Raw genomic sequence first — 16,693 nt, forward strand, 5'->3', positions numbered from 1 at the left:
CTATCGCGGGCAAGCTCCGCTCCTACGGAAGGCGCAATAAAAAGACCCCGCCTGGCTTGGCCAGGCGGGGTCTTTTTATTTGCAGCGCTTAAGGGCGCTTGCGATTGCTGATCAGGGTGCCGACACCGGTATCGGTGAAGATCTCCAGCAGAATCGCATTGGGTACGCGGCCGTCGATGATCAACGAGCTGCCCACGCCACCCTGTACTGCTTCCAACGCACAGCGAATCTTCGGCAGCATGCCGCCGTAGATGGTGCCGTCTTCGATCAGGGCATCGACCTGCTGGGTGGTCAGGCCGGTCAGGACCTTGCCCGACTTGTCCATCAGGCCAGCGATATTGGTCAGCAGCATCAGCTTCTCGGCTTTCAGCGCCTCGGCCACCTTGCCGGCTACCAGGTCAGCGTTGATGTTGTACGACTCGCCGTTGGCGCCGACGCCGATCGGCGCGATCACCGGGATGAAATCACCTTTGACCAGCAGGTTCAGCAGGTCGGTGTTGATGCCGACCACTTCGCCCACGTGGCCGATGTCGATGATTTCCGGGGTGGTCATTTCCGGCGTCTTGCGGGTGACAGTAAGTTTCTTCGCGCGAATCAGCTCCGCGTCCTTGCCGGTCAGGCCGATGGCGCTGCCGCCATGACGGTTGATGAGGTTGACGATGTCCTTGTTCACCTGGCCGCCGAGGACCATCTCCACCACGTCCATGGTCGCCGCGTCGGTGACGCGCATGCCATCGATGAAGTGGCTTTCGATGGACAGGCGCTTGAGCAGGTCACCGATTTGCGGGCCGCCGCCGTGCACCACCACCGGGTTGATCCCGACGGCCTTCATCAGCACGATGTCGCGGGCGAAGCCGGTCTTCAGCTCCTCGCTTTCCATCGCGTTGCCGCCGTATTTGATCACCAGGGTCTTGCCGACATAGCGGCGAATATAAGGCAGCGCTTCGGACAGGACCTTGGCGGTATTGGCGGCGGCATCGCGTTCGAGGGTCATTCAGGGCTCCGGCACTTCAATAAAGGCGCTTGAAGAAAATCAAAACGGTAGTTGGAGGTCAGGTGCAACACGTTTCAGCTGGGTGTGGAACACATCCTTGATGCGCTGCAGTTCGGCTTCGTCATCGGCTTCGAAGCGCAGTACCAGCACCGGCGTGGTGTTGGAGGCGCGAACCAGGCCCCAGCCTTTGGGGTAGTCGACTCGTACGCCGTCGATGGTGGTCAGGTCGGCGCCTTCGCCCCACTGCGCGTCGTGCAGCGCATCAATGATGCTGAATTTGCTCTCTTCGGTCACATGGATATTGATTTCCGGCGTAGAAATATCGTTCGGGAAGGTGGCAAACAGCTCTTCCGCGTTGGATTTTTCCTTGCTGAGGATCTCCAGCAGCCGCGCGGCGCTGTAGATACCGTCGTCGAAACCGAACCAGCGTTCCTTGAAGAAGACATGCCCGCTCATTTCACCGGCCAGCAACGCGCCGGTCTGCTTCATTTTCTTTTTGATCAACGAGTGGCCGGTCTTCCACATGAGTGGGCGACCGCCGTATTCCTTGATCAGCGGGATCAGGCGGCGGGTGCATTTGACGTCGAAGATGATCTCCGCGTCCGGGTTGCGGGCTACCACGTCCTTGGCGAACAGCATCAACAGGCGGTCGGGGAAGACGATGCTGCCGGTGTTGGTCACGACGCCGACGCGGTCGCCGTCGCCGTCGAAGGCCAGGCCGATATCGGCATTGGTCTCTGCTACCTTGGCGATCAGGTCTTCCAGGTTCTCCGGCTTGCCCGGATCCGGGTGATGGTTGGGGAAGTTGCCGTCCACTTCGCAGAACAGCGGGATGACTTCGCAGTTCAGGGCTTCGATCAACTGAGGCGCGATGACGCCGGCAGCACCGTTACCGCAGTCGACCACGACTTTCAGGCGGCGGGCGAGTTTGATGTCTTGAACGATTTCAGTGTTGTAGCGATCGAGGATATCGACCTTGGTGATGCTGCCCTGGCCGCTGCTCAGGTTGTTGGTCTTGAGGCGATCGTGCAGGGCCTGGATCTGCTCGTTGGCCAGGGTATCGCCAGCGATGACGATCTTGAAGCCGTTGTAGTTCGACGGGTTGTGGCTGCCGGTCAGCATCACCCCGGATTTGCCAGCCAGTACATTGGCCGCGTAATACAGCGCCGGTGTCGGTACCAGGCCGACATCGCTGACGTGGCAACCACTGTCGTGCAGGCCCTGGATCAGTTGCTCCACCAGCTCGGGGCCGGACAGGCGACCGTCACGGCCTACGCAAACGTTGGGTTCGCCCTGGGCCAGGCTCTCGGAGCCAATGGCGCGACCGATCCAGTAGGCGGTTTCTGCGTTCAGGGTTTCCGGAACGGTTCCGCGAATGTCGTAGGCGCGAAAGATGCTTTCAGGGAACTTGGGTACGACTTGGGCTGCATTGCTCATCACTGGGGGTGCTCCGTCTAAAAGGGGGCAGGACAGGCCGGAATACTGACCGGAAGGCTCAAACTGAAGGGTATGACGGCGTTTTTGCCCTTGGGTTCATGGTGCAAAAATGCCATCTGATGAGCGTCAGCTCTTTTTCGACCACCTTCAGCCTTGATTCCGGGCGGCTCAGTCTCTGAGTAAAGCAGCAGAATTTTAGTGTTGAAACACAACCCACCAATCTCAGGCCGAGCTGTTGGCTCGGCCCGTTTTTTTGCTCAATGGCTGCCGGAGTGACCGAAACCGCCGGCGCCACGCTGGCTTTCGTCGAAGGCTTCGACCACTTCGAAGTGCGCCTGGACCACAGGTACCAGCACCAGCTGGGCAATGCGTTCGCCCACTGCGATGTTGAACGCGGTCTGGCCACGGTTCCAGCAGGAGACCATGAGTTCACCCTGGTAATCGGAGTCGATCAGGCCGACCAGGTTGCCCAGGACGATGCCGTGCTTGTGGCCCAGGCCGGAGCGCGGCAGGATCAGCGCGGCGAGGCCAGGGTCGCCGATGTAGACGGACAGGCCGGTAGGAATCAGCAGGGTCTGGCCCGGTTCCAGGATAGTGTCCTGCTTGAGCATGGCGCGCAGGTCGAGGCCGGCGGAGCCTGGCGTGGCGTACTGCGGCAGAGGGAATTCGTTGCCGATGCGTGGGTCGAGGATCTTGGCTTGTAAAGCGTGCATGCGAGTTAAACCTGGTTCAGCCGTTCGGCGATGAAAGAGATCAGTTGGCGGGCAATCTTGCCCTTGCTGGTCTGGGCGAAGAGAGTTGCGTGCAACTCCCGGTCAATCACGCTGCAGGCGTTTTCCTCACTGTTGAAGCCAATGCTCGGGTTGGCCACGTCGTTAGCGACGATCAGGTCGAGGTTCTTGTCTTTGAGTTTGCGCGCAGCGTAGTCGAGCAAGTGTTCGGTTTCAGCGGCGAAGCCGACGCTGAACGGGCGGTCGGGGCGGGTGGCGATGGTGGCCAGGATGTCCGGGTTGCGCACCATCTGCAGCAGCAGGCCGTCGCCGTTCGTAGGGTCTTTCTTCAATTTCTGTGGGGCGACGACTTCCGGGCGGTAGTCCGCGACCGCGGCCGAGGCGATGAACAGGTCGCAGGGGATGGCGGCTTCACAGGCGGCGAGCATATCGCGGGCGCTGACCACGTCGATGCGGGTCACGCGATCCGGGGTCGGCAGGTGCACCGGACCGGTGATCAGGGTCACCCGGGCGCCGGCTTCGACCGCGGCTTCGGCCAGGGCAAAACCCATTTTCCCGGAGCTGTGGTTGGTGATGTAGCGCACCGGGTCGATGTTTTCCTGGGTCGGGCCGGCGGTAATCAGCACGTGTTTGCCGGTCAGCGCCAGGTGCTGGAAGCAGTCGGCGGCGCACAGTGCCAGATCGTTGGCTTCGAGCATGCGGCCCAGACCGACGTCGCCGCAGGCCTGGCTGCCGGACGCCGGACCGAAGACCTTCAGGCCACGGCTTTGCAGCAGCTGGGTATTGGCCTGGGTGGCCGGGTCACGCCACATGGCCTGGTTCATGGCCGGGGCGATGGCGACAGTGGCATCGGTGGCCAGGACCAGGGTGGTCAGCAGGTCGTCGGCGATGCCTTGGGCCAGACGGGCGATCAGGTCGGCCGTGGCCGGGGCGATCAGCACCAGGTCGGCCCATTTGGCCAGTTCGATATGACCCATGGCGGCTTCGGCCGCGGGGTCGAGCAGGTCCAGGTGGACCGGGTGCCCGGACAGGGCCTGCATGGTCAGCGGGGTGATGAATTCACTGCCGCCACGGGTCATGACCACACGCACTTCCGCGCCATGGTCGAGGAGTCGGCGAACCAGCTCGGCGCTCTTATAGGCAGCGATGCCGCCGCCGACGCCGAGAACGATGCGTTTCCGATACAGCCGCTGCATAGGCCTGCCTTTCAGTTCAATGATTGCTGCGTGTAACACCCCCTCCCCAGGGGAAATTCCACGCAAAAAGATGGGCTAAGATAGCACAGCGACCGCTATGGAACAGCGGCGCCCACACACATGGAGGTGCTATGAGCATTCGCGACTGGCCTGCGGCGGAGCGCCCGCGGGAGAAGCTTCTCGAGCAGGGCGCGCTGGCCCTTTCCGACGCCGAATTGCTGGCGATCTTCCTGCGCACCGGGGTCGCTGGAAAAAGCGCGGTCGACCTGGCGCGACACCTGTTGCATCAGTTCGGCAGCCTGCGTGGCCTGCTCGAGGCGGACCAATTGACCTTCAGCCGGCAACTGGGTCTGGGCCCGGCCAAGTTCGCGCAATTGCAGGCGGTGCTGGAAATGGCGCGGCGGCATCTGGCGGAAAAGCTCAGTCGCAATTCGGTGCTGGAAAGCCCGGTGGCGGTCCGCGACTACCTCAAGGCGATGTTGCGGCATGAGCCGCATGAGGTCTTCGGTTGCCTGTTTCTCGACTCCAAGCACCGGGTGCTGGCGTTCGAAGCGCTGTTCCAGGGCTCCATCAACACCACCAGCGTCTATCCGCGGCAGGTGGTCAAGCGTGCCCTGGCGCACAACGCGGCAGCCCTGATCCTGTGTCACAACCATCCTTCGGGCGTTTCCGAGCCGAGCCAGGCGGATCGGGTGCTGACCCGCAGGCTCATGGAGGCGCTGGACCTGGTGGATGTGCGCGTACTCGACCATTTCATCGTCGGCGAGGGCGAGCCGCTGTCGATGGCCGAGTACGGATGGATGTAGCCATCGGTCAGGGCTTGAGGCTGACCTTCGAGTAATCCTGGCGCCCGAATGGGCTGGCCTGATACCCATGGACATCCTTGCGCGTCAGGGCGAAGGCGGTCGGATGGGCCAGCGGCAGCCACAGGGCCTGCTGCTGGATCTGGGTTTGCGCCTGCTGATAAAGCTTGCTGCGCACGCCCTGCTCGGTGGTGGTCTTGCCAGCGGTGATCAGCTTGTCCAGGCCCGGGTCGCAGTAGCGGGCGAAGTTGGTCCCGGACTTCACTGCCGCGCAGGTGAACTGCGGGGTGAGGAAGTTATCCGGGTCGCCGTTGTCGCCGGCCCAGCCCATGAACAGCAGGTCGTGTTCGCCGGCCTTGGCCCGACGAATCAGTTCGCCCCATTCGATTACGCGGATCTCCGCCTGGATCCCGACTTCCGCCAGGTCTGCTTGCAGCTGTTGCGCGCCCAGGCTCGGGTTGGGGTTCAGCAGGCTGCCGGAAGGGCGGGTCCAGATTGTGGTCTGGAAGCCGTCCTTCAGGCCGGCCTTGGCCAGCAGCTGGCGCGCTTTCGCCGGGTCGTGGGCGTAGCCCGGCAACTCCTTGGCGTAGCTCCAGGTGTTGGGCGGGAAGGGGCCGTTGGCGGGTTCCGCGGTGTTTTCGAAGACCGCTTTCAGGTAGTTGGCCTTGTCAAAGGCGAGGTTGATGGCCTGGCGCACTTCAGGTTTGTCCAGCGGTGGGTGCTGGCTGTTGATAGCAACGAACGCGGTCATGAAAGCCGCGGTTTTCTCGACTTTGAGCGCAGGCTCTTCAAGTGCGGCGGTCACGTCCAGCGGCTTGGGCGACAGGGCGATCTGGCATTCGTTGCGGCGCAGTTTCTGCAGGCGCACGTTGGCGTCCGGGGTGATGGCGAAGATCAGCGAGTCCACCGCCGGCTTGCCGGCAAAGTAGTCGGGGTTGGCCTTGTAGCGGATCGAGGCGTCTTTCTGGAAGCGGCCGAAAACGAAGGGCCCGGTGCCGATCGGCTGGCTGTTGAGCTTGTCCTGGGTACCGGCCTTGAGCAACTGGTCGGCGTATTCGGCGGAGTAGATCGACGCAAACCCCATGCTCAGGGTGGCGAGGAAGGTCGAATCGGCGTGGTCGAGGGTAAAGCGCAGGGTCAGCGGATCCAGGGCGTCGATCTTCTTGATCAGCGCCGGCAGTTGCAGCGACTGGGCATGGGGATAGCCGCTCTGCGCCACTTTATGCCAGGGGTTGGCCGGGTCGAGCATGCGGTCGAAGCTGAACTTCACGTCTTCGGCAGTCAGCTCGCGGCTTGGGTTGAAGTACGCGGTGCGGTGAAACTTCACTCTCGGGTGCAGCTTGAACACATAGGTCAGGCCGTCAGCCGAGACTTCCCAGCTGTCGGCCAGGCTCGGCACCACCTTGCCGCTGCTGGCGTCGAACTCCACCAGACGATTCATCAGCACATCGGCCGAGGCGTTGGTGGTGGTCAGCGAGTTGTACTGCACTACGTCGAAACCTTCCGGGCTGGCCTCGGTGCACACGCTTAACGCGGCGGCGTGGGCCAGCGGGCTCAGAAGAAGAGGGGCGAACAGGAGCGGGAGGGCAGCGAGGCGCATGTTTGGCTTCCTTTGCAGATCGAAGGCCCATCTGCGAGTGCAGTCTGGAAAAGGCCTACCCTAGTGGCCTCGCTGGAAAATGACTATCCCCTTTTTGGGCCTGCGGACCGGAAAGGTTTGCATTTATTACTGCGCCAAGCCTCTCTGCGGCCGGCTGCCATGGTCACATTAGGCATAAATTGACAGAGTTTTTTCCATATATTGACCTGGAGTGACCGGCGCAGCGGCGGTTCATGCTGGTTTTGCCGTTTGTTTCGGCCACGGAAAATTTATTCTGCGACGAGCGGTCAGCCATGGCCCCAGCCCTTGGTGCAGGCATCCGGAGCAAGAAAACAGGGAGTTTTCGAAATCCAAAGCACACCGGCTGTTGTTGCTACGGGGTCTTTCTGGTATAAAGCAGCGCTCTTTTCTAGGGGCCCGGTTCCTTCGCTTGTAGGTGTAGCCGGTAAGACCCTAAAGAAACGCGGCGCCTGGCGCCAAATGACTGAGAGATTAAGCGGCCAACCCATGCCGGGTTGGGCATGTGGTTTTAGAGGGCTGAGGCATGTCGAGAGTCTGTCAAGTTACCGGTAAGGGTCCGGTGACTGGGAATAACATTTCCCACGCAAACAACAAAACCCGTCGTCGTTTCCTGCCGAACCTGCAGCATCACCGCTTCTGGGTTGAGTCCGAGAAACGTTTTGTGCGTCTGCGCGTATCTGCCAAGGGCATGCGTATCATCGACAAGCGTGGCATTGATGTCGTGCTGGCCGAACTTCGTCGCGATGGCAAGGTTTAAGGGAGCTAATCATGCGTGAATTGATTCGTTTGATTTCGAGCGCCGGTACTGGTCACTTCTACACTACCGACAAGAACAAGCGCACTACTCCGGACAAAATCGAGATCAAGAAATATGATCCGGTTGTTCGTAAGCACGTGATCTACAAGGAAGGCAAAATCAAGTAATTGATTTTTCTTCTGACAAAAAAACCCGCCTTCAAGCGGGTTTTTTTGTGCCTGCGATTCAGGCTTTCGGTTCGAAGATCACATAGATCTTGCGGCACGGCTCCAGCACCTCCCAGGTGCCGCGGAAACCGGCGGGAATGACGAAACGGTCACCGGCGCGCAAGGTCTTGGCATTGCCCTCGCCATCACGCAGGACCGAAACCCCCTGCACGATCTCGCAATACTCATGCTCGGTGTAGTTCACCGTCCACTGGCCGACCTCGCCTTCCCACACTCCGGCGTTCATCTGGCCGCACGGGCTGTTGTAGTGGTTGAACACGGTTTGCTCGGGGTCGCCCTTGAGGACTTTTTCCTGGGCGGGGCGATACCGCTCGGCCGCAGTGTTGGCCTGATTGAAGTCGACGATGTCCTGGATGCTCATGCTGGTATTCCCCCCTGGTTGTGCTGCGAGTGGCTGGAAAGCCCAAAGTCTATGTTTATTAAAATGAACATAGCAATGGCGTTTGCCCGGCCTCTGTCAAATATATTGAAACTTCGGGTGCCGCTGGTTTAGGGTGGCGAATGCCATGGGCCGAAGCAGGCTGGCCGGGCAGAATTCCTGAAGGTGCCGGCATCGATCGCGTGGCGCCTGTATCCAACAAGAGGAGGACACTCGCATGACCACCCTGACTCGAGCCGACTGGGAACAACGCGCCCGCGAACTGAAAATCGAAGGCCGCGCCTACATCAATGGCGAATACACCGCCGCCGTTTCCAACGAAACCTTCGAATGCATCAGTCCGGTCGATGGCCGTCTGCTGGCCAGTATTGCCAGCTGTGACGCCGCCGACGCGCAACGTGCCGTGGAAAACGCCCGTGCCACCTTCAACTCCGGCGTCTGGTCGCGCCTGGCGCCGGCCAAGCGCAAGGCCACCATGATTCGTTTTGCCGGCCTGCTGAAGCAGCACGCCGAAGAACTGGCCCTGCTCGAAACCCTGGACATGGGCAAGCCGATCAGTGACTCCCTGGGTATCGACGTTCCGGGCGCGGCGCAAGCGCTGAGCTGGAGCGGCGAAGCCATCGACAAGATCTACGACGAAGTCGCCGCCACGCCCCACAATCAACTGGGCCTGGTGACTCGCGAACCGGTGGGCGTAGTCGGCGCCATCGTGCCGTGGAACTTCCCGCTGATGATGGCCTGCTGGAAACTCGGTCCGGCGCTGTCCACCGGTAACTCGGTGATCCTCAAGCCGTCGGAAAAATCGCCGCTGACCGCTATCCGTATCGCTGCGCTGGCTGTCGAGGCCGGGATTCCGGCTGGCGTGCTCAACGTGCTGCCAGGTTATGGCCACACCGTGGGCAAGGCCCTGGCCCTGCACATGGACGTCGATACCCTGGTGTTCACCGGTTCGACCAAGATCGCCAAGCAGCTGATGGTCTACTCCGGCGAGTCGAACATGAAGCGCGTCTGGCTGGAAGCGGGCGGCAAGAGCCCGAACATCGTGTTCGCCGATGCTCCGGACCTGCAGGCCGCGGCCGAATCCGCGGCCAGCGCGATTGCCTTCAACCAGGGCGAAGTCTGCACCGCCGGTTCGCGCCTGCTGGTGGAGCGTTCGATCAAGGATAAATTCCTGCCGCTGGTGATCGAGGCCCTCAAGGCCTGGAAACCGGGCAACCCGCTGGACCCGGCCACCAACGTCGGTGCGCTGGTGGATACCCAGCAGATGAACACCGTGCTGTCGTACATCGAGTCTGGCCATGCCGACGGCGCCAAGCTGGTGGTGGGCGGCAAGCGCACCCTGCAGGAAACCGGCGGGACCTATGTCGAGCCGACCATCTTCGACGGCGTCAGCAACGCGATGAAGATCGCCCAGGAAGAAATCTTCGGCCCGGTGCTTTCGGTCATCGCCTTCGACACGGTAGAAGAAGCCATCCAGATCGCCAACGACACGCCGTATGGCCTGGCCGCGGCGGTATGGACGGCCAATATCTCCAAGGCCCACCTGACCGCCAAGGCGTTGCGTGCCGGCAGTGTCTGGGTCAACCAGTACGACGGCGGCGACATGACTGCGCCATTCGGTGGCTTCAAGCAGTCGGGCAACGGCCGCGACAAGTCGCTGCACGCGTTCGACAAGTACACCGAACTGAAGGCGACCTGGATCAAGCTGTAATTCAAGGGGCGCGGATCTCGGGCATCTGAACAGACGCCACCCCGCGCACCGTTAGCCGATCCATATCGCAGCCGGACTTTCCGCCAGGGAGGTCCGGCTGCGTTGTCTCTGTCATGAAAAAAAACCATCCACAGGAGCGTGGAAATGCGCTGGGCAACTTATTTCGCCGTTTTGGCGGCTGTCCTGAGTGTGGGCCTGGCCCTGGGCGTGAGCATGCCGCTGGTGTCGTTTCGCCTGGAGAGCTGGGGATATGGGCCCTTTGCAATCGGGGTGATGGCCTCGATGCCGGCGATTGGCGTCTTGCTCGGGGCGAAGGTGTCCAGCCGCCTGGCGGCGCGCTTTGGCACGGCGGGGCTGATGCGCCTGTGCCTGTGGGGCGGGGCGATCTCCATTGGCCTGCTGGCGCTGTTGCCGAGTTATCCCCTATGGCTGGTGCTGCGGCTGATGATTGGCGTGGTGCTGACCATTGTCTTCATCCTTGGCGAAAGCTGGATCAACCAATTGGTGGGGGAGCGGTGGCGCGGTCGCCTGGTGGCGCTGTATGGCAGCAGCTATGCCCTGAGCCAGTTGGCCGGCCCGCTGCTGCTGGGGGCCTTGGGCACCGAGCATGACTACGGTTTCTGGGTGGGCGTCGTGCTGCTGGTGGTGTCGCCCTTGCTGCTGATGGGCCGCAGCGGCGCGCCGAGCAGCGAGTCCTGCAGCGTGACCTTCGGTGACCTATGGCGGTTCTGCCGTGGCCTGCCGGCTATTGGCTGGGCGGTGGCGCTGTTCGCCGCGTTTGAAGCGATGATCCTGACCCTGCTGCCGGTCTACTGCCTACGCCAGGGGTTTACCGAGGAAATCGCCCTGGCAATGGTCAGCACCGTGGTGGTGGGCGATGCCTTGTTGCAGCTACCAATCGGCGCCCTGGCCGACCGCATATCGCGGCGCGCCTTGTTCGCCGGTTGTGCGGTGATCCTGCTGCTGTCGAGCCTGGCCATTCCGTTGCTGCTCGACACCCTGCTGATCTGGCCGCTGTGGGTGCTGTTCGGCGCCAGCGCCGGGGGGCTGTTCACCTTGTCGTTGATTCTGATCGGCGAACGCTACCGCGACGATGCGCTGGTGCGCGCCAATGCCCACGTCGCCCAGCTGTGGGGCATCGGCTGCCTGATCGGGCCGCTGGTGGCGGGGGCGGGCAGCCAGTGGATCAGCGGGCATGCCTTGCTGTTGCTGATGGCGGCCGGGGCCATGGGGCTGATTGTGCTGTTGTTGCGTGAAGGCGCGTTTGGCGTGGCCCAACCACAAACCCTGTAGGAGCGAGGCTTGCCCGCGATGACGGAGTTACATTCAATCAAGATGTTGCCTGTCAGCCCCTCATCGCGGGTAAGCCTCGCTCCTACAAGGGCGGCGCTCAGAGCATCCGTTCGAGGCCGATGGTATTGCTCATCCAGGCATTGAAGCGCCGCCACCAGCTGCCCGGCTCACGGGTCAGGGTGTGCAGTTGCTGGTTGTCTTCGGTGACCCAGACCAGCTTGCCGTCCTGCAGCTTCGCTTCGTAGCTCAGGGCCGGCGCCATGCCTTGCAGCGCCAGGCTGCGAACGCGTTCGGCCAGCTCGGGGCTGTCCACCAGTACCCCGACTTCGGTGTTCCACAGCACCGAGCGCGGGTCGAAATTGAAGGAGCCGATAAAGGACTTCTGGCGATCGAAAATCATCGCCTTGCTGTGCAGGCTGGAGTCCGAGCCAGGATACGACGCGCTGTGGAACAGATGAGGTCCACTGCCGCCGCCATTACCGGGTTGGCGCCGCAGTTCGTAGAGTTTCACGCCGTGTTGCAGCAGCGCCTTGCGATACGGTGCGTATCCGCCGTGGACCGCCGGTACGTCGGTGGCTTCCAGGGAGTTGGTCAGCAGGCTCACCGCAACCCCGGCGTCGGCGCGCCCGGTGAGGTAGGCCAGGCCCGGCTGGCCGGGAACGAAGTAGGCCGAAACCATCATCAGCTCTTTGCTGACGCTCTGCAGCTCCGGTGCCAGCTGGGTGGTCAGCAGCAGGCGCGGGTCGGGCTCGCCGTTGGACAGGACCTTGCTCGGAGCATCCCACAGCGCCTGGTTCCAGGCCCAGATCAGCTCTTTGCGCCAGGCGTTCATGCGCGGCTGGGTCCGATAGGTCTTGAGTTCCTGAAACAGCGCATGGTTCTGCTGCTGCGCCTCACCCAGCGATTGCTCCAGGCGCAGCCGGGTGTTGGCCAGCTCCCTGGCCGATGGCAGGCGCGACAGAAACTCTCCTATGGGTTTGCTCAGGGCGCTGTTCCAGTACTGGTCGAAACTGTGTCCGAGCTGTTCGGCCACCGGGCCGACGCCGAGGATGTCGATGTCGGTGAAATTCAGGTTGGGTTCGGCGTCGAAGTACTCATCCCCCAGGTTGCGCCCGCCGACGATGGCCGCGCTGTTGTCCGCCAGCCACAGCTTGTTGTGCATCCGCCGATGCTGCAGCGACAGGTTGAACAGGCGCCCCATGGTACGAGTCACGCCTGTGCTGCGCCCCAGGTGCAGGGGGTTGAACAGGCGGATCTGTATCCGCGGATGGGCGGCGAGAGTGGCCATGATCTGGTCCAGGCCGTCGCTGGTGGTGTCGTCCAGCAGAATGCGGATGCGCACGCCGCGGTCGGCGGCCTTGAGCAGTTCGTCCACCAGCATCCGGGTGCTGATGCCGTCATGGACGATGTAGTACTGCAGGTCGAGGCTGCTTTGGGCATTGCGGATCAGTTCGGCGCGGGCCATGAAGGCTTCGCTGCTGTCGGACAGCAGGCGAAAGCCGGAGCGTCCCTGATAGGCCGCGGCCTGGGCCTGGATCGAGCGACCGAAGGCCGAGTCGGCGGCCGGCAGTGCCTGGCTGGGCTCGCGAGGCACATTGAGGCTGACGCAGCCGCTCAGGCACAGCGCGATCAGCATAAGGAAGGCCAGGGCCTGTCGGGATCTCAAGTCAGCTCATCTCGAATCGCTGCGATGGTCTAGCTGTGACGCCGGTTTCACAGGAAAAGGTCAGTCCGTTGCGCACTCTTCAGCCAGCAGCTTGATGGCCGCGGCCCCCACTTTGCGCACGGCCTCCTCGATCTGAGGGGTTGGCTTGGCAGCGTAGTTCATCCGCAGGCAATTGCGGTACTTGCCCGAGGCCGAAAAGATGCTGCCCACGGCAATCTGCACGCCCTGGCCGAGCAGCGCACGGTTCAGGCGCAGGGTGTCGAAGCCTTCCGGCAGCTCGACCCACAGCATGAACCCGCCCTGCGGCCGGCTGGCGCGGGTGCCGGTAGGGAAGTAGCGGCTGACCCAGTCGATCATCAGGTCGCGGTTGCGCTGGTACTGGGTGCGCATGCGCCGCAGGTGCGGCTCGAAATTACCGCTCTTGAGGAACTCGGCGATGGCGATCTGCGGCTGTGGCGCGGTGGAGCCGGTGCTGATGTATTTCATGTGCAGCACCCGCTCCAGGTAGCGCCCGGGGGCGACCCAGCCGATGCGCAGCCCCGGTGCCAGGGTCTTGGAGAAGGAACTGCAGAGCAGCACCCGGCCATCGTCGTCGAACGACTTGATGGTCCGCGGGCGTGGGTAGGTGTAGGACAGCTCGCCATACACATCGTCTTCGATGATCGCCACGTCGAAGCGCTGGGCCAGGGTCAGCAAGGCCCGTTTGCGCGACTCCGGCATGATATAGCCCAGCGGGTTGTTGCAGTTGGGGGTCAACTGTATGGCCTTGATCGGCCATTGCTCCAGGGCCAGTTCCAGGGCATCGAGGCTGATGCCGGTGAGCGGGTCGGTGGGGATTTCCAGGGCCTTCATGCCCAGGCCCTTGAGGGTCTGCATGGCGCCGTGGAAGCTCGGCGAGTCGACGGCGACGATATCCCCGGGCTCGCAGGTGGCACGGATGCTGGTGGACAGGGCTTCGTGGCAGCCGGTGGTGATCACCAGGTCGTTGGCGCCGAGCTGGCAGCCGGAATCGAGCATCAGCCGCGCCAGCTGTTCACGCAGTTCGTGCACGCCGTAGATGGTGTCGTAATACAGGCCAGGCATGTCCTGGCGCCGGCTGATGCGGGCCAGCCCGCGCAGCAGGGGCTTGAGGGTCGGGCTGGTGACATCGGGCATGCCGCGGCCCAGCTGGACGATGTCCTTGCGCGGCACGCTGCGGATCAGCTCCAGCACCTGGTCCCACTGCGAAATCTCCACCGGCCGCTGCGCCGGGCGGCCCACCGCGGGCAATGCCGGCAGCTCGCGACTGACCGGCACGAAGTAGCCGGACTTGGGCTTGGGCGTCGCCAGGCCGCTGTCTTCCAGCACCCGATAAGCCTGTTGCACGGTACTCAGGCTGACCCCGTGTTCGACACTCAAGGCCCGTACCGACGGCAGCCGGTCGCCGGGGCGATAGAAGCCTTGTTCGATACGTGTGCCCAGCAGTTCAGCGAGATTGACGTACAGGGTCATGGCGCAGCCTCGGGGTGATTTAATCGGGTGACCGGTACAGATGGCGCAAAATTACAGGATTCAGCCCGGATAGGGGAAATTCTGTATGGAAATAATAGCGGTGCTTTGAATCTGTAATGGTTTTTAGCACCCGCGCATGATGTCTGCTCATAGCGACCCAAGTAAACAGGAGCAGCAAACATGAACGGCTTGAGCGATGTGCGTCTGTCGTTACACAGTCAGGAACTGGCGGCTGGGCAGGAGCGGGCAGCAGGGGCGACGTCCGCCCGCAATGCGCCGTCCGGCCTCGGTCTCTGGGGCCTGTACTGGCATCGACTGCGTACACGCAAGGCACTGCTTGAGTTGAGCACCGAACAGTTGCGCGATATCGGCCTGAGTCGCGAACAGGCGCGGCAGGAAGGGCTCAAGCCGTTCTGGCGGCTGTGAAAGCCCCGCTGGCGCAGCCTGCGATCGGTTGCGTAGCAACCGCAAAAGGCCGCATCCGATTTCACCGGATGCGGCCTTTTTCATGCCTGCCATGTGGCGGCTACAGGCACCTTCAGACCAATTCTTTCAACCGATGCCAGAGCATCCCCAGCGCCAGTAGGGGCGAGCGCAGGTGCTTGCCGCCCGGGAAGGTGATGTGCGGGACCTGGGCGAACAGGTCGAAACCGCCGCTCTGTTGGCCGCTGATGGCTTCGGCCAGCAGCTTGCCGGCCAGGTGCGTGGCATTCACGCCGTGGCCCGAATAGGCCTGGGCGTAATACACATTGGGCTGGTCCTTGAGCCGGCCGATCTGCGGCAGGCGGTTGGCGCCGATGCCGATCATGCCGCCCCATTGGTAGTCGATCTTCACTGCCGCCAGTTGCGGGAACACTTGCAGCATCTTCGGCCGCATATAAGCAGCAATGTCCCGCGGGTCGCGGCCGGAGTAATGGCAGGCGCCGCCGAACAGCAAGCGGCGGTCGGCTGAAAGGCGGTAGTAATCCAGGGCCACCCGCTGGTCGCAGACCGCCATGTTCTGGGGCAACAGGGCGTGGGCCAGCTCTTCGCTCAAGGGTTCGGTGGCGATGATGTAGCTGCCGGCCGGCAGCACCTTGCCACCCAGTTGCGGGTTGAGGTCGTTGAGGTAGGCGTTGCAGCCCAGCACCAGGGTGTTGGCGCGCACCGAACCCTGGGCGGTATGGACCTTGACCTGCGGCCCGTAGTCGATGCGGGTCACGGCCGAGTGTTCGAACAGGCGCACGCCCAGTTGCTGCGCGACCGCGGCTTCGCCCAGGGCCAGGTTCAGCGGGTGCAGGTGCCCCGAGCCCATGTCGATCAGGCCGCCGACATAACGGTCGGAGCCCACCACACTGTGCATCTCATGGGCTTGCAGCAGGCGGGTTTCATGGCGATAGCCCAGGTCGCGCAACTCTTGGGCATCTTCGGCGAAACCTTCGAGGTCGCGCGGCTTGTTGGCCAGGTCGCAATAACCCCAGGTCAGGTCGCAGGGAATCTGGAAGCGTTCGATGCGCTGGCGGACGATTTCCACCGCTTCCAGGCCCATCAGCTTCATCTGGCGTACGCCGTCTTCGCCGATTATTGGGGCGAACTGCTCAAGGCCATGACCGACCCCGCGAATCAGTTGCCCGCCGTTGCGCCCGCTGGCGCCCCAGCCGATCTTGCGCGCTTCCAGCAGAATGACGCTGAGCCCGCGCTCGGCCAGCTCGATCGCGGTGTTGAGCCCGGAAAAGCCGCCGCCGACCACGCAGACATCCGCCACCTGCTCGCCGGTCAGCGCCGGATAATCGGGCTGGGGCAGGCTGCTGGCGGCGTAGTAGGAGGCGGGGTGCGAATGGCCTGGCCCCGACGGCTGAACACGGGTGTTCATGTGGATCATCCTGATTCGTGTGTTTGGAAAATTTGACGGAGCATAAGCCGGACCTTTCCGGCGCGGCAACACTGGTCGGCCAGTGCTGTCTGGAACAGGGCTTTTAGGGCAAAATCGCTGTCTCTCCATACTCCCGGTAAGCGCTTCGATGAGCTGCAACAGCCAGAAAGTCCGCATGCTCCGACAGCAGATCCCCTCGTTCGAGTGCGTGCCCGGCTGTCACGACTGCTGCGGTCCGGTCACCACCTCGACCGAAGAAATGTCGCGCCTGCCGCGCAAGACCCGGGCCGAGCAGGACGCGGCGATGGAGGAGCTGAACTGTGTGCACCTGGGGCCCAACGGCTGCACGGTGTATGACGAGCGGCCGCTGATCTGTCGCCTGTTCGGGACCACGCCGAGCCTGCCATGCCCCAATGGCCGGCGCCCGGTGGAACTGATCCACCCGCGGGTGGAAAAGCAGATCCATGAATACATGGCGAGCACCCGGCAGGTGCTGGTCTGATCCAAAGCCATCGCGGGCAAGCCTCGCTCCTAC

15 protein-coding genes and 1 pseudogene are annotated in these 16,693 nt (G+C 62.7%); 7 read left to right on the plus strand and 9 right to left on the minus strand.

Annotation, left to right across the window (positions count from 1 at the left end):
* Positions 1–88 precede the first annotated feature (88 nt).
* The 4 genes and pseudogenes from argB to coaBC form a co-directional block, all read right to left on the minus strand.
* On the minus strand, positions 89–994 hold the full coding sequence (argB, locus tag PVZ78_RS01405) for an acetylglutamate kinase (RefSeq protein ID WP_007921120.1): 906 nt from the start codon (positions 992–994) through the stop codon (positions 89–91).
* Positions 995–1,033: 39 nt separating this feature from the next.
* A pseudogene (locus PVZ78_RS01410) lies at positions 1,034–2,437 on the minus strand (phosphomannomutase/phosphoglucomutase); the annotation flags it as partial.
* A gap of 251 nt (positions 2,438–2,688) precedes the next feature.
* Positions 2,689–3,144: a dUTP diphosphatase gene (gene dut, locus PVZ78_RS01415; RefSeq protein ID WP_016703155.1), complete on the minus strand. Its 456-nt coding sequence runs from the start codon at positions 3,142–3,144 to the stop codon at positions 2,689–2,691.
* Between the two features lie 5 nt (positions 3,145–3,149).
* Positions 3,150–4,358 (minus strand): bifunctional phosphopantothenoylcysteine decarboxylase/phosphopantothenate--cysteine ligase CoaBC, encoded by a 1,209-nt coding sequence (gene coaBC, locus PVZ78_RS01420; protein WP_007921117.1) that lies wholly within the window; start codon positions 4,356–4,358, stop codon positions 3,150–3,152.
* 131 nt (positions 4,359–4,489) lie between these two features.
* Between coaBC and radC the strand changes: the two genes are divergently transcribed.
* Positions 4,490–5,164, plus strand: coding sequence for a RadC family protein (gene radC, locus PVZ78_RS01425; protein WP_009051562.1), 675 nt, complete (start codon positions 4,490–4,492; stop codon positions 5,162–5,164).
* 7 nt (positions 5,165–5,171) lie between these two features.
* Here the strand turns inward: radC and PVZ78_RS01430 are convergent, their stop codons facing one another.
* Positions 5,172–6,761, minus strand: a complete 1,590-nt coding sequence (locus tag PVZ78_RS01430; RefSeq protein WP_103330854.1) for an ABC transporter substrate-binding protein — start codon at positions 6,759–6,761, stop codon at positions 5,172–5,174.
* Between the two features lie 544 nt (positions 6,762–7,305).
* Between PVZ78_RS01430 and rpmB the strand changes: the two genes are divergently transcribed.
* A complete protein-coding gene (gene rpmB, locus PVZ78_RS01435; RefSeq protein ID WP_007921114.1) occupies positions 7,306–7,539 on the plus strand; it encodes a 50S ribosomal protein L28 in 234 nt (77 codons plus the stop codon).
* Positions 7,540–7,550: 11 nt separating this feature from the next.
* Positions 7,551–7,706, plus strand: coding sequence for a 50S ribosomal protein L33 (rpmG, locus tag PVZ78_RS01440; RefSeq protein ID WP_003177274.1), 156 nt, complete (start codon positions 7,551–7,553; stop codon positions 7,704–7,706).
* Between the two features lie 58 nt (positions 7,707–7,764).
* Here rpmG and PVZ78_RS01445 read toward each other — a convergent pair whose 3' ends face one another.
* The gene (locus tag PVZ78_RS01445; protein ID WP_016703158.1) at positions 7,765–8,127 is read right to left on the minus strand and encodes a cupin domain-containing protein; all 363 of its coding nucleotides are present in this window, start codon (positions 8,125–8,127) and stop codon (positions 7,765–7,767) included.
* Positions 8,128–8,362: 235 nt separating this feature from the next.
* On the opposite strand from PVZ78_RS01445, the gene PVZ78_RS01450 reads away from it, so the two are divergent.
* Both PVZ78_RS01450 and PVZ78_RS01455 read left to right on the plus strand, forming a co-directional pair.
* Entirely contained in the window at positions 8,363–9,856 is a 1,494-nt protein-coding gene (locus PVZ78_RS01450; protein ID WP_016703159.1) for an aldehyde dehydrogenase, read from the plus strand.
* Positions 9,857–10,000: 144 nt separating this feature from the next.
* Entirely contained in the window at positions 10,001–11,149 is a 1,149-nt protein-coding gene (locus PVZ78_RS01455; protein ID WP_273828137.1) for an MFS transporter, read from the plus strand.
* A 97-nt stretch (positions 11,150–11,246) separates the two neighbouring features.
* On the opposite strand, the gene PVZ78_RS01460 is transcribed toward PVZ78_RS01455, so the two are convergent.
* Positions 11,247–12,815 (minus strand): phospholipase D family protein, encoded by a 1,569-nt coding sequence (locus tag PVZ78_RS01460; protein WP_273828138.1) that lies wholly within the window; start codon positions 12,813–12,815, stop codon positions 11,247–11,249.
* 60 nt (positions 12,816–12,875) lie between these two features.
* Entirely contained in the window at positions 12,876–14,306 is a 1,431-nt protein-coding gene (locus tag PVZ78_RS01465; RefSeq protein WP_016703162.1) for an aminotransferase-like domain-containing protein, read from the minus strand.
* Between the two features lie 180 nt (positions 14,307–14,486).
* Here PVZ78_RS01465 and PVZ78_RS01470 point away from each other — a divergent pair, with 180 nt between their 5' ends.
* Complete coding sequence (locus tag PVZ78_RS01470; protein ID WP_016703163.1) at positions 14,487–14,732, plus strand: DUF1127 domain-containing protein; 246 nt, start codon at positions 14,487–14,489, stop codon at positions 14,730–14,732.
* A gap of 112 nt (positions 14,733–14,844) precedes the next feature.
* On the opposite strand, the gene PVZ78_RS01475 is transcribed toward PVZ78_RS01470, so the two are convergent.
* Complete coding sequence (locus tag PVZ78_RS01475) at positions 14,845–16,158, minus strand: NAD(P)/FAD-dependent oxidoreductase (protein WP_124340893.1); 1,314 nt, start codon at positions 16,156–16,158, stop codon at positions 14,845–14,847.
* A 148-nt stretch (positions 16,159–16,306) separates the two neighbouring features.
* Between PVZ78_RS01475 and PVZ78_RS01480 the strand changes: the two genes are divergently transcribed.
* Positions 16,307–16,660 (plus strand): YkgJ family cysteine cluster protein, encoded by a 354-nt coding sequence (locus PVZ78_RS01480; protein WP_009051553.1) that lies wholly within the window; start codon positions 16,307–16,309, stop codon positions 16,658–16,660.
* Positions 16,661–16,693 lie beyond the last annotated feature (33 nt).

It is taken from the genome of Pseudomonas sp. SBT1-2 (assembly GCF_028640875.1).
Taxonomy (GTDB): domain Bacteria; phylum Pseudomonadota; class Gammaproteobacteria; order Pseudomonadales; family Pseudomonadaceae; genus Aquipseudomonas; species Aquipseudomonas chlororaphis_I.

Bases quoted from the DNA above. Each gene is read 5' to 3' on its own strand.
- rpmG (WP_003177274.1), top strand. From the start codon at position 7,551: ATGCGTGAATTGATTCGTTTGATTTCGAGCGCCGGTACTGGTCACTTC.
- PVZ78_RS01465 (WP_016703162.1), bottom strand. From the start codon at position 14,306: ATGACCCTGTACGTCAATCTCGCTGAACTGCTGGGCACACGTATCGAA.
- PVZ78_RS01450 (WP_016703159.1), top strand. From the start codon at position 8,363: ATGACCACCCTGACTCGAGCCGACTGGGAACAACGCGCCCGCGAACTG.
- PVZ78_RS01475 (WP_124340893.1), bottom strand. From the start codon at position 16,158: ATGAACACCCGTGTTCAGCCGTCGGGGCCAGGCCATTCGCACCCCGCC.
- PVZ78_RS01445 (WP_016703158.1), bottom strand. From the start codon at position 8,127: ATGAGCATCCAGGACATCGTCGACTTCAATCAGGCCAACACTGCGGCC.
- rpmB (WP_007921114.1), top strand. From the start codon at position 7,306: ATGTCGAGAGTCTGTCAAGTTACCGGTAAGGGTCCGGTGACTGGGAAT.
- PVZ78_RS01455 (WP_273828137.1), top strand. From the start codon at position 10,001: ATGCGCTGGGCAACTTATTTCGCCGTTTTGGCGGCTGTCCTGAGTGTG.
- argB (WP_007921120.1), bottom strand. From the start codon at position 994: ATGACCCTCGAACGCGATGCCGCCGCCAATACCGCCAAGGTCCTGTCC.
- PVZ78_RS01430 (WP_103330854.1), bottom strand. From the start codon at position 6,761: ATGCGCCTCGCTGCCCTCCCGCTCCTGTTCGCCCCTCTTCTTCTGAGC.
- PVZ78_RS01480 (WP_009051553.1), top strand. From the start codon at position 16,307: ATGAGCTGCAACAGCCAGAAAGTCCGCATGCTCCGACAGCAGATCCCC.
- coaBC (WP_007921117.1), bottom strand. From the start codon at position 4,358: ATGCAGCGGCTGTATCGGAAACGCATCGTTCTCGGCGTCGGCGGCGGC.
- dut (WP_016703155.1), bottom strand. From the start codon at position 3,144: ATGCACGCTTTACAAGCCAAGATCCTCGACCCACGCATCGGCAACGAA.
- radC (WP_009051562.1), top strand. From the start codon at position 4,490: ATGAGCATTCGCGACTGGCCTGCGGCGGAGCGCCCGCGGGAGAAGCTT.
- PVZ78_RS01470 (WP_016703163.1), top strand. From the start codon at position 14,487: ATGAACGGCTTGAGCGATGTGCGTCTGTCGTTACACAGTCAGGAACTG.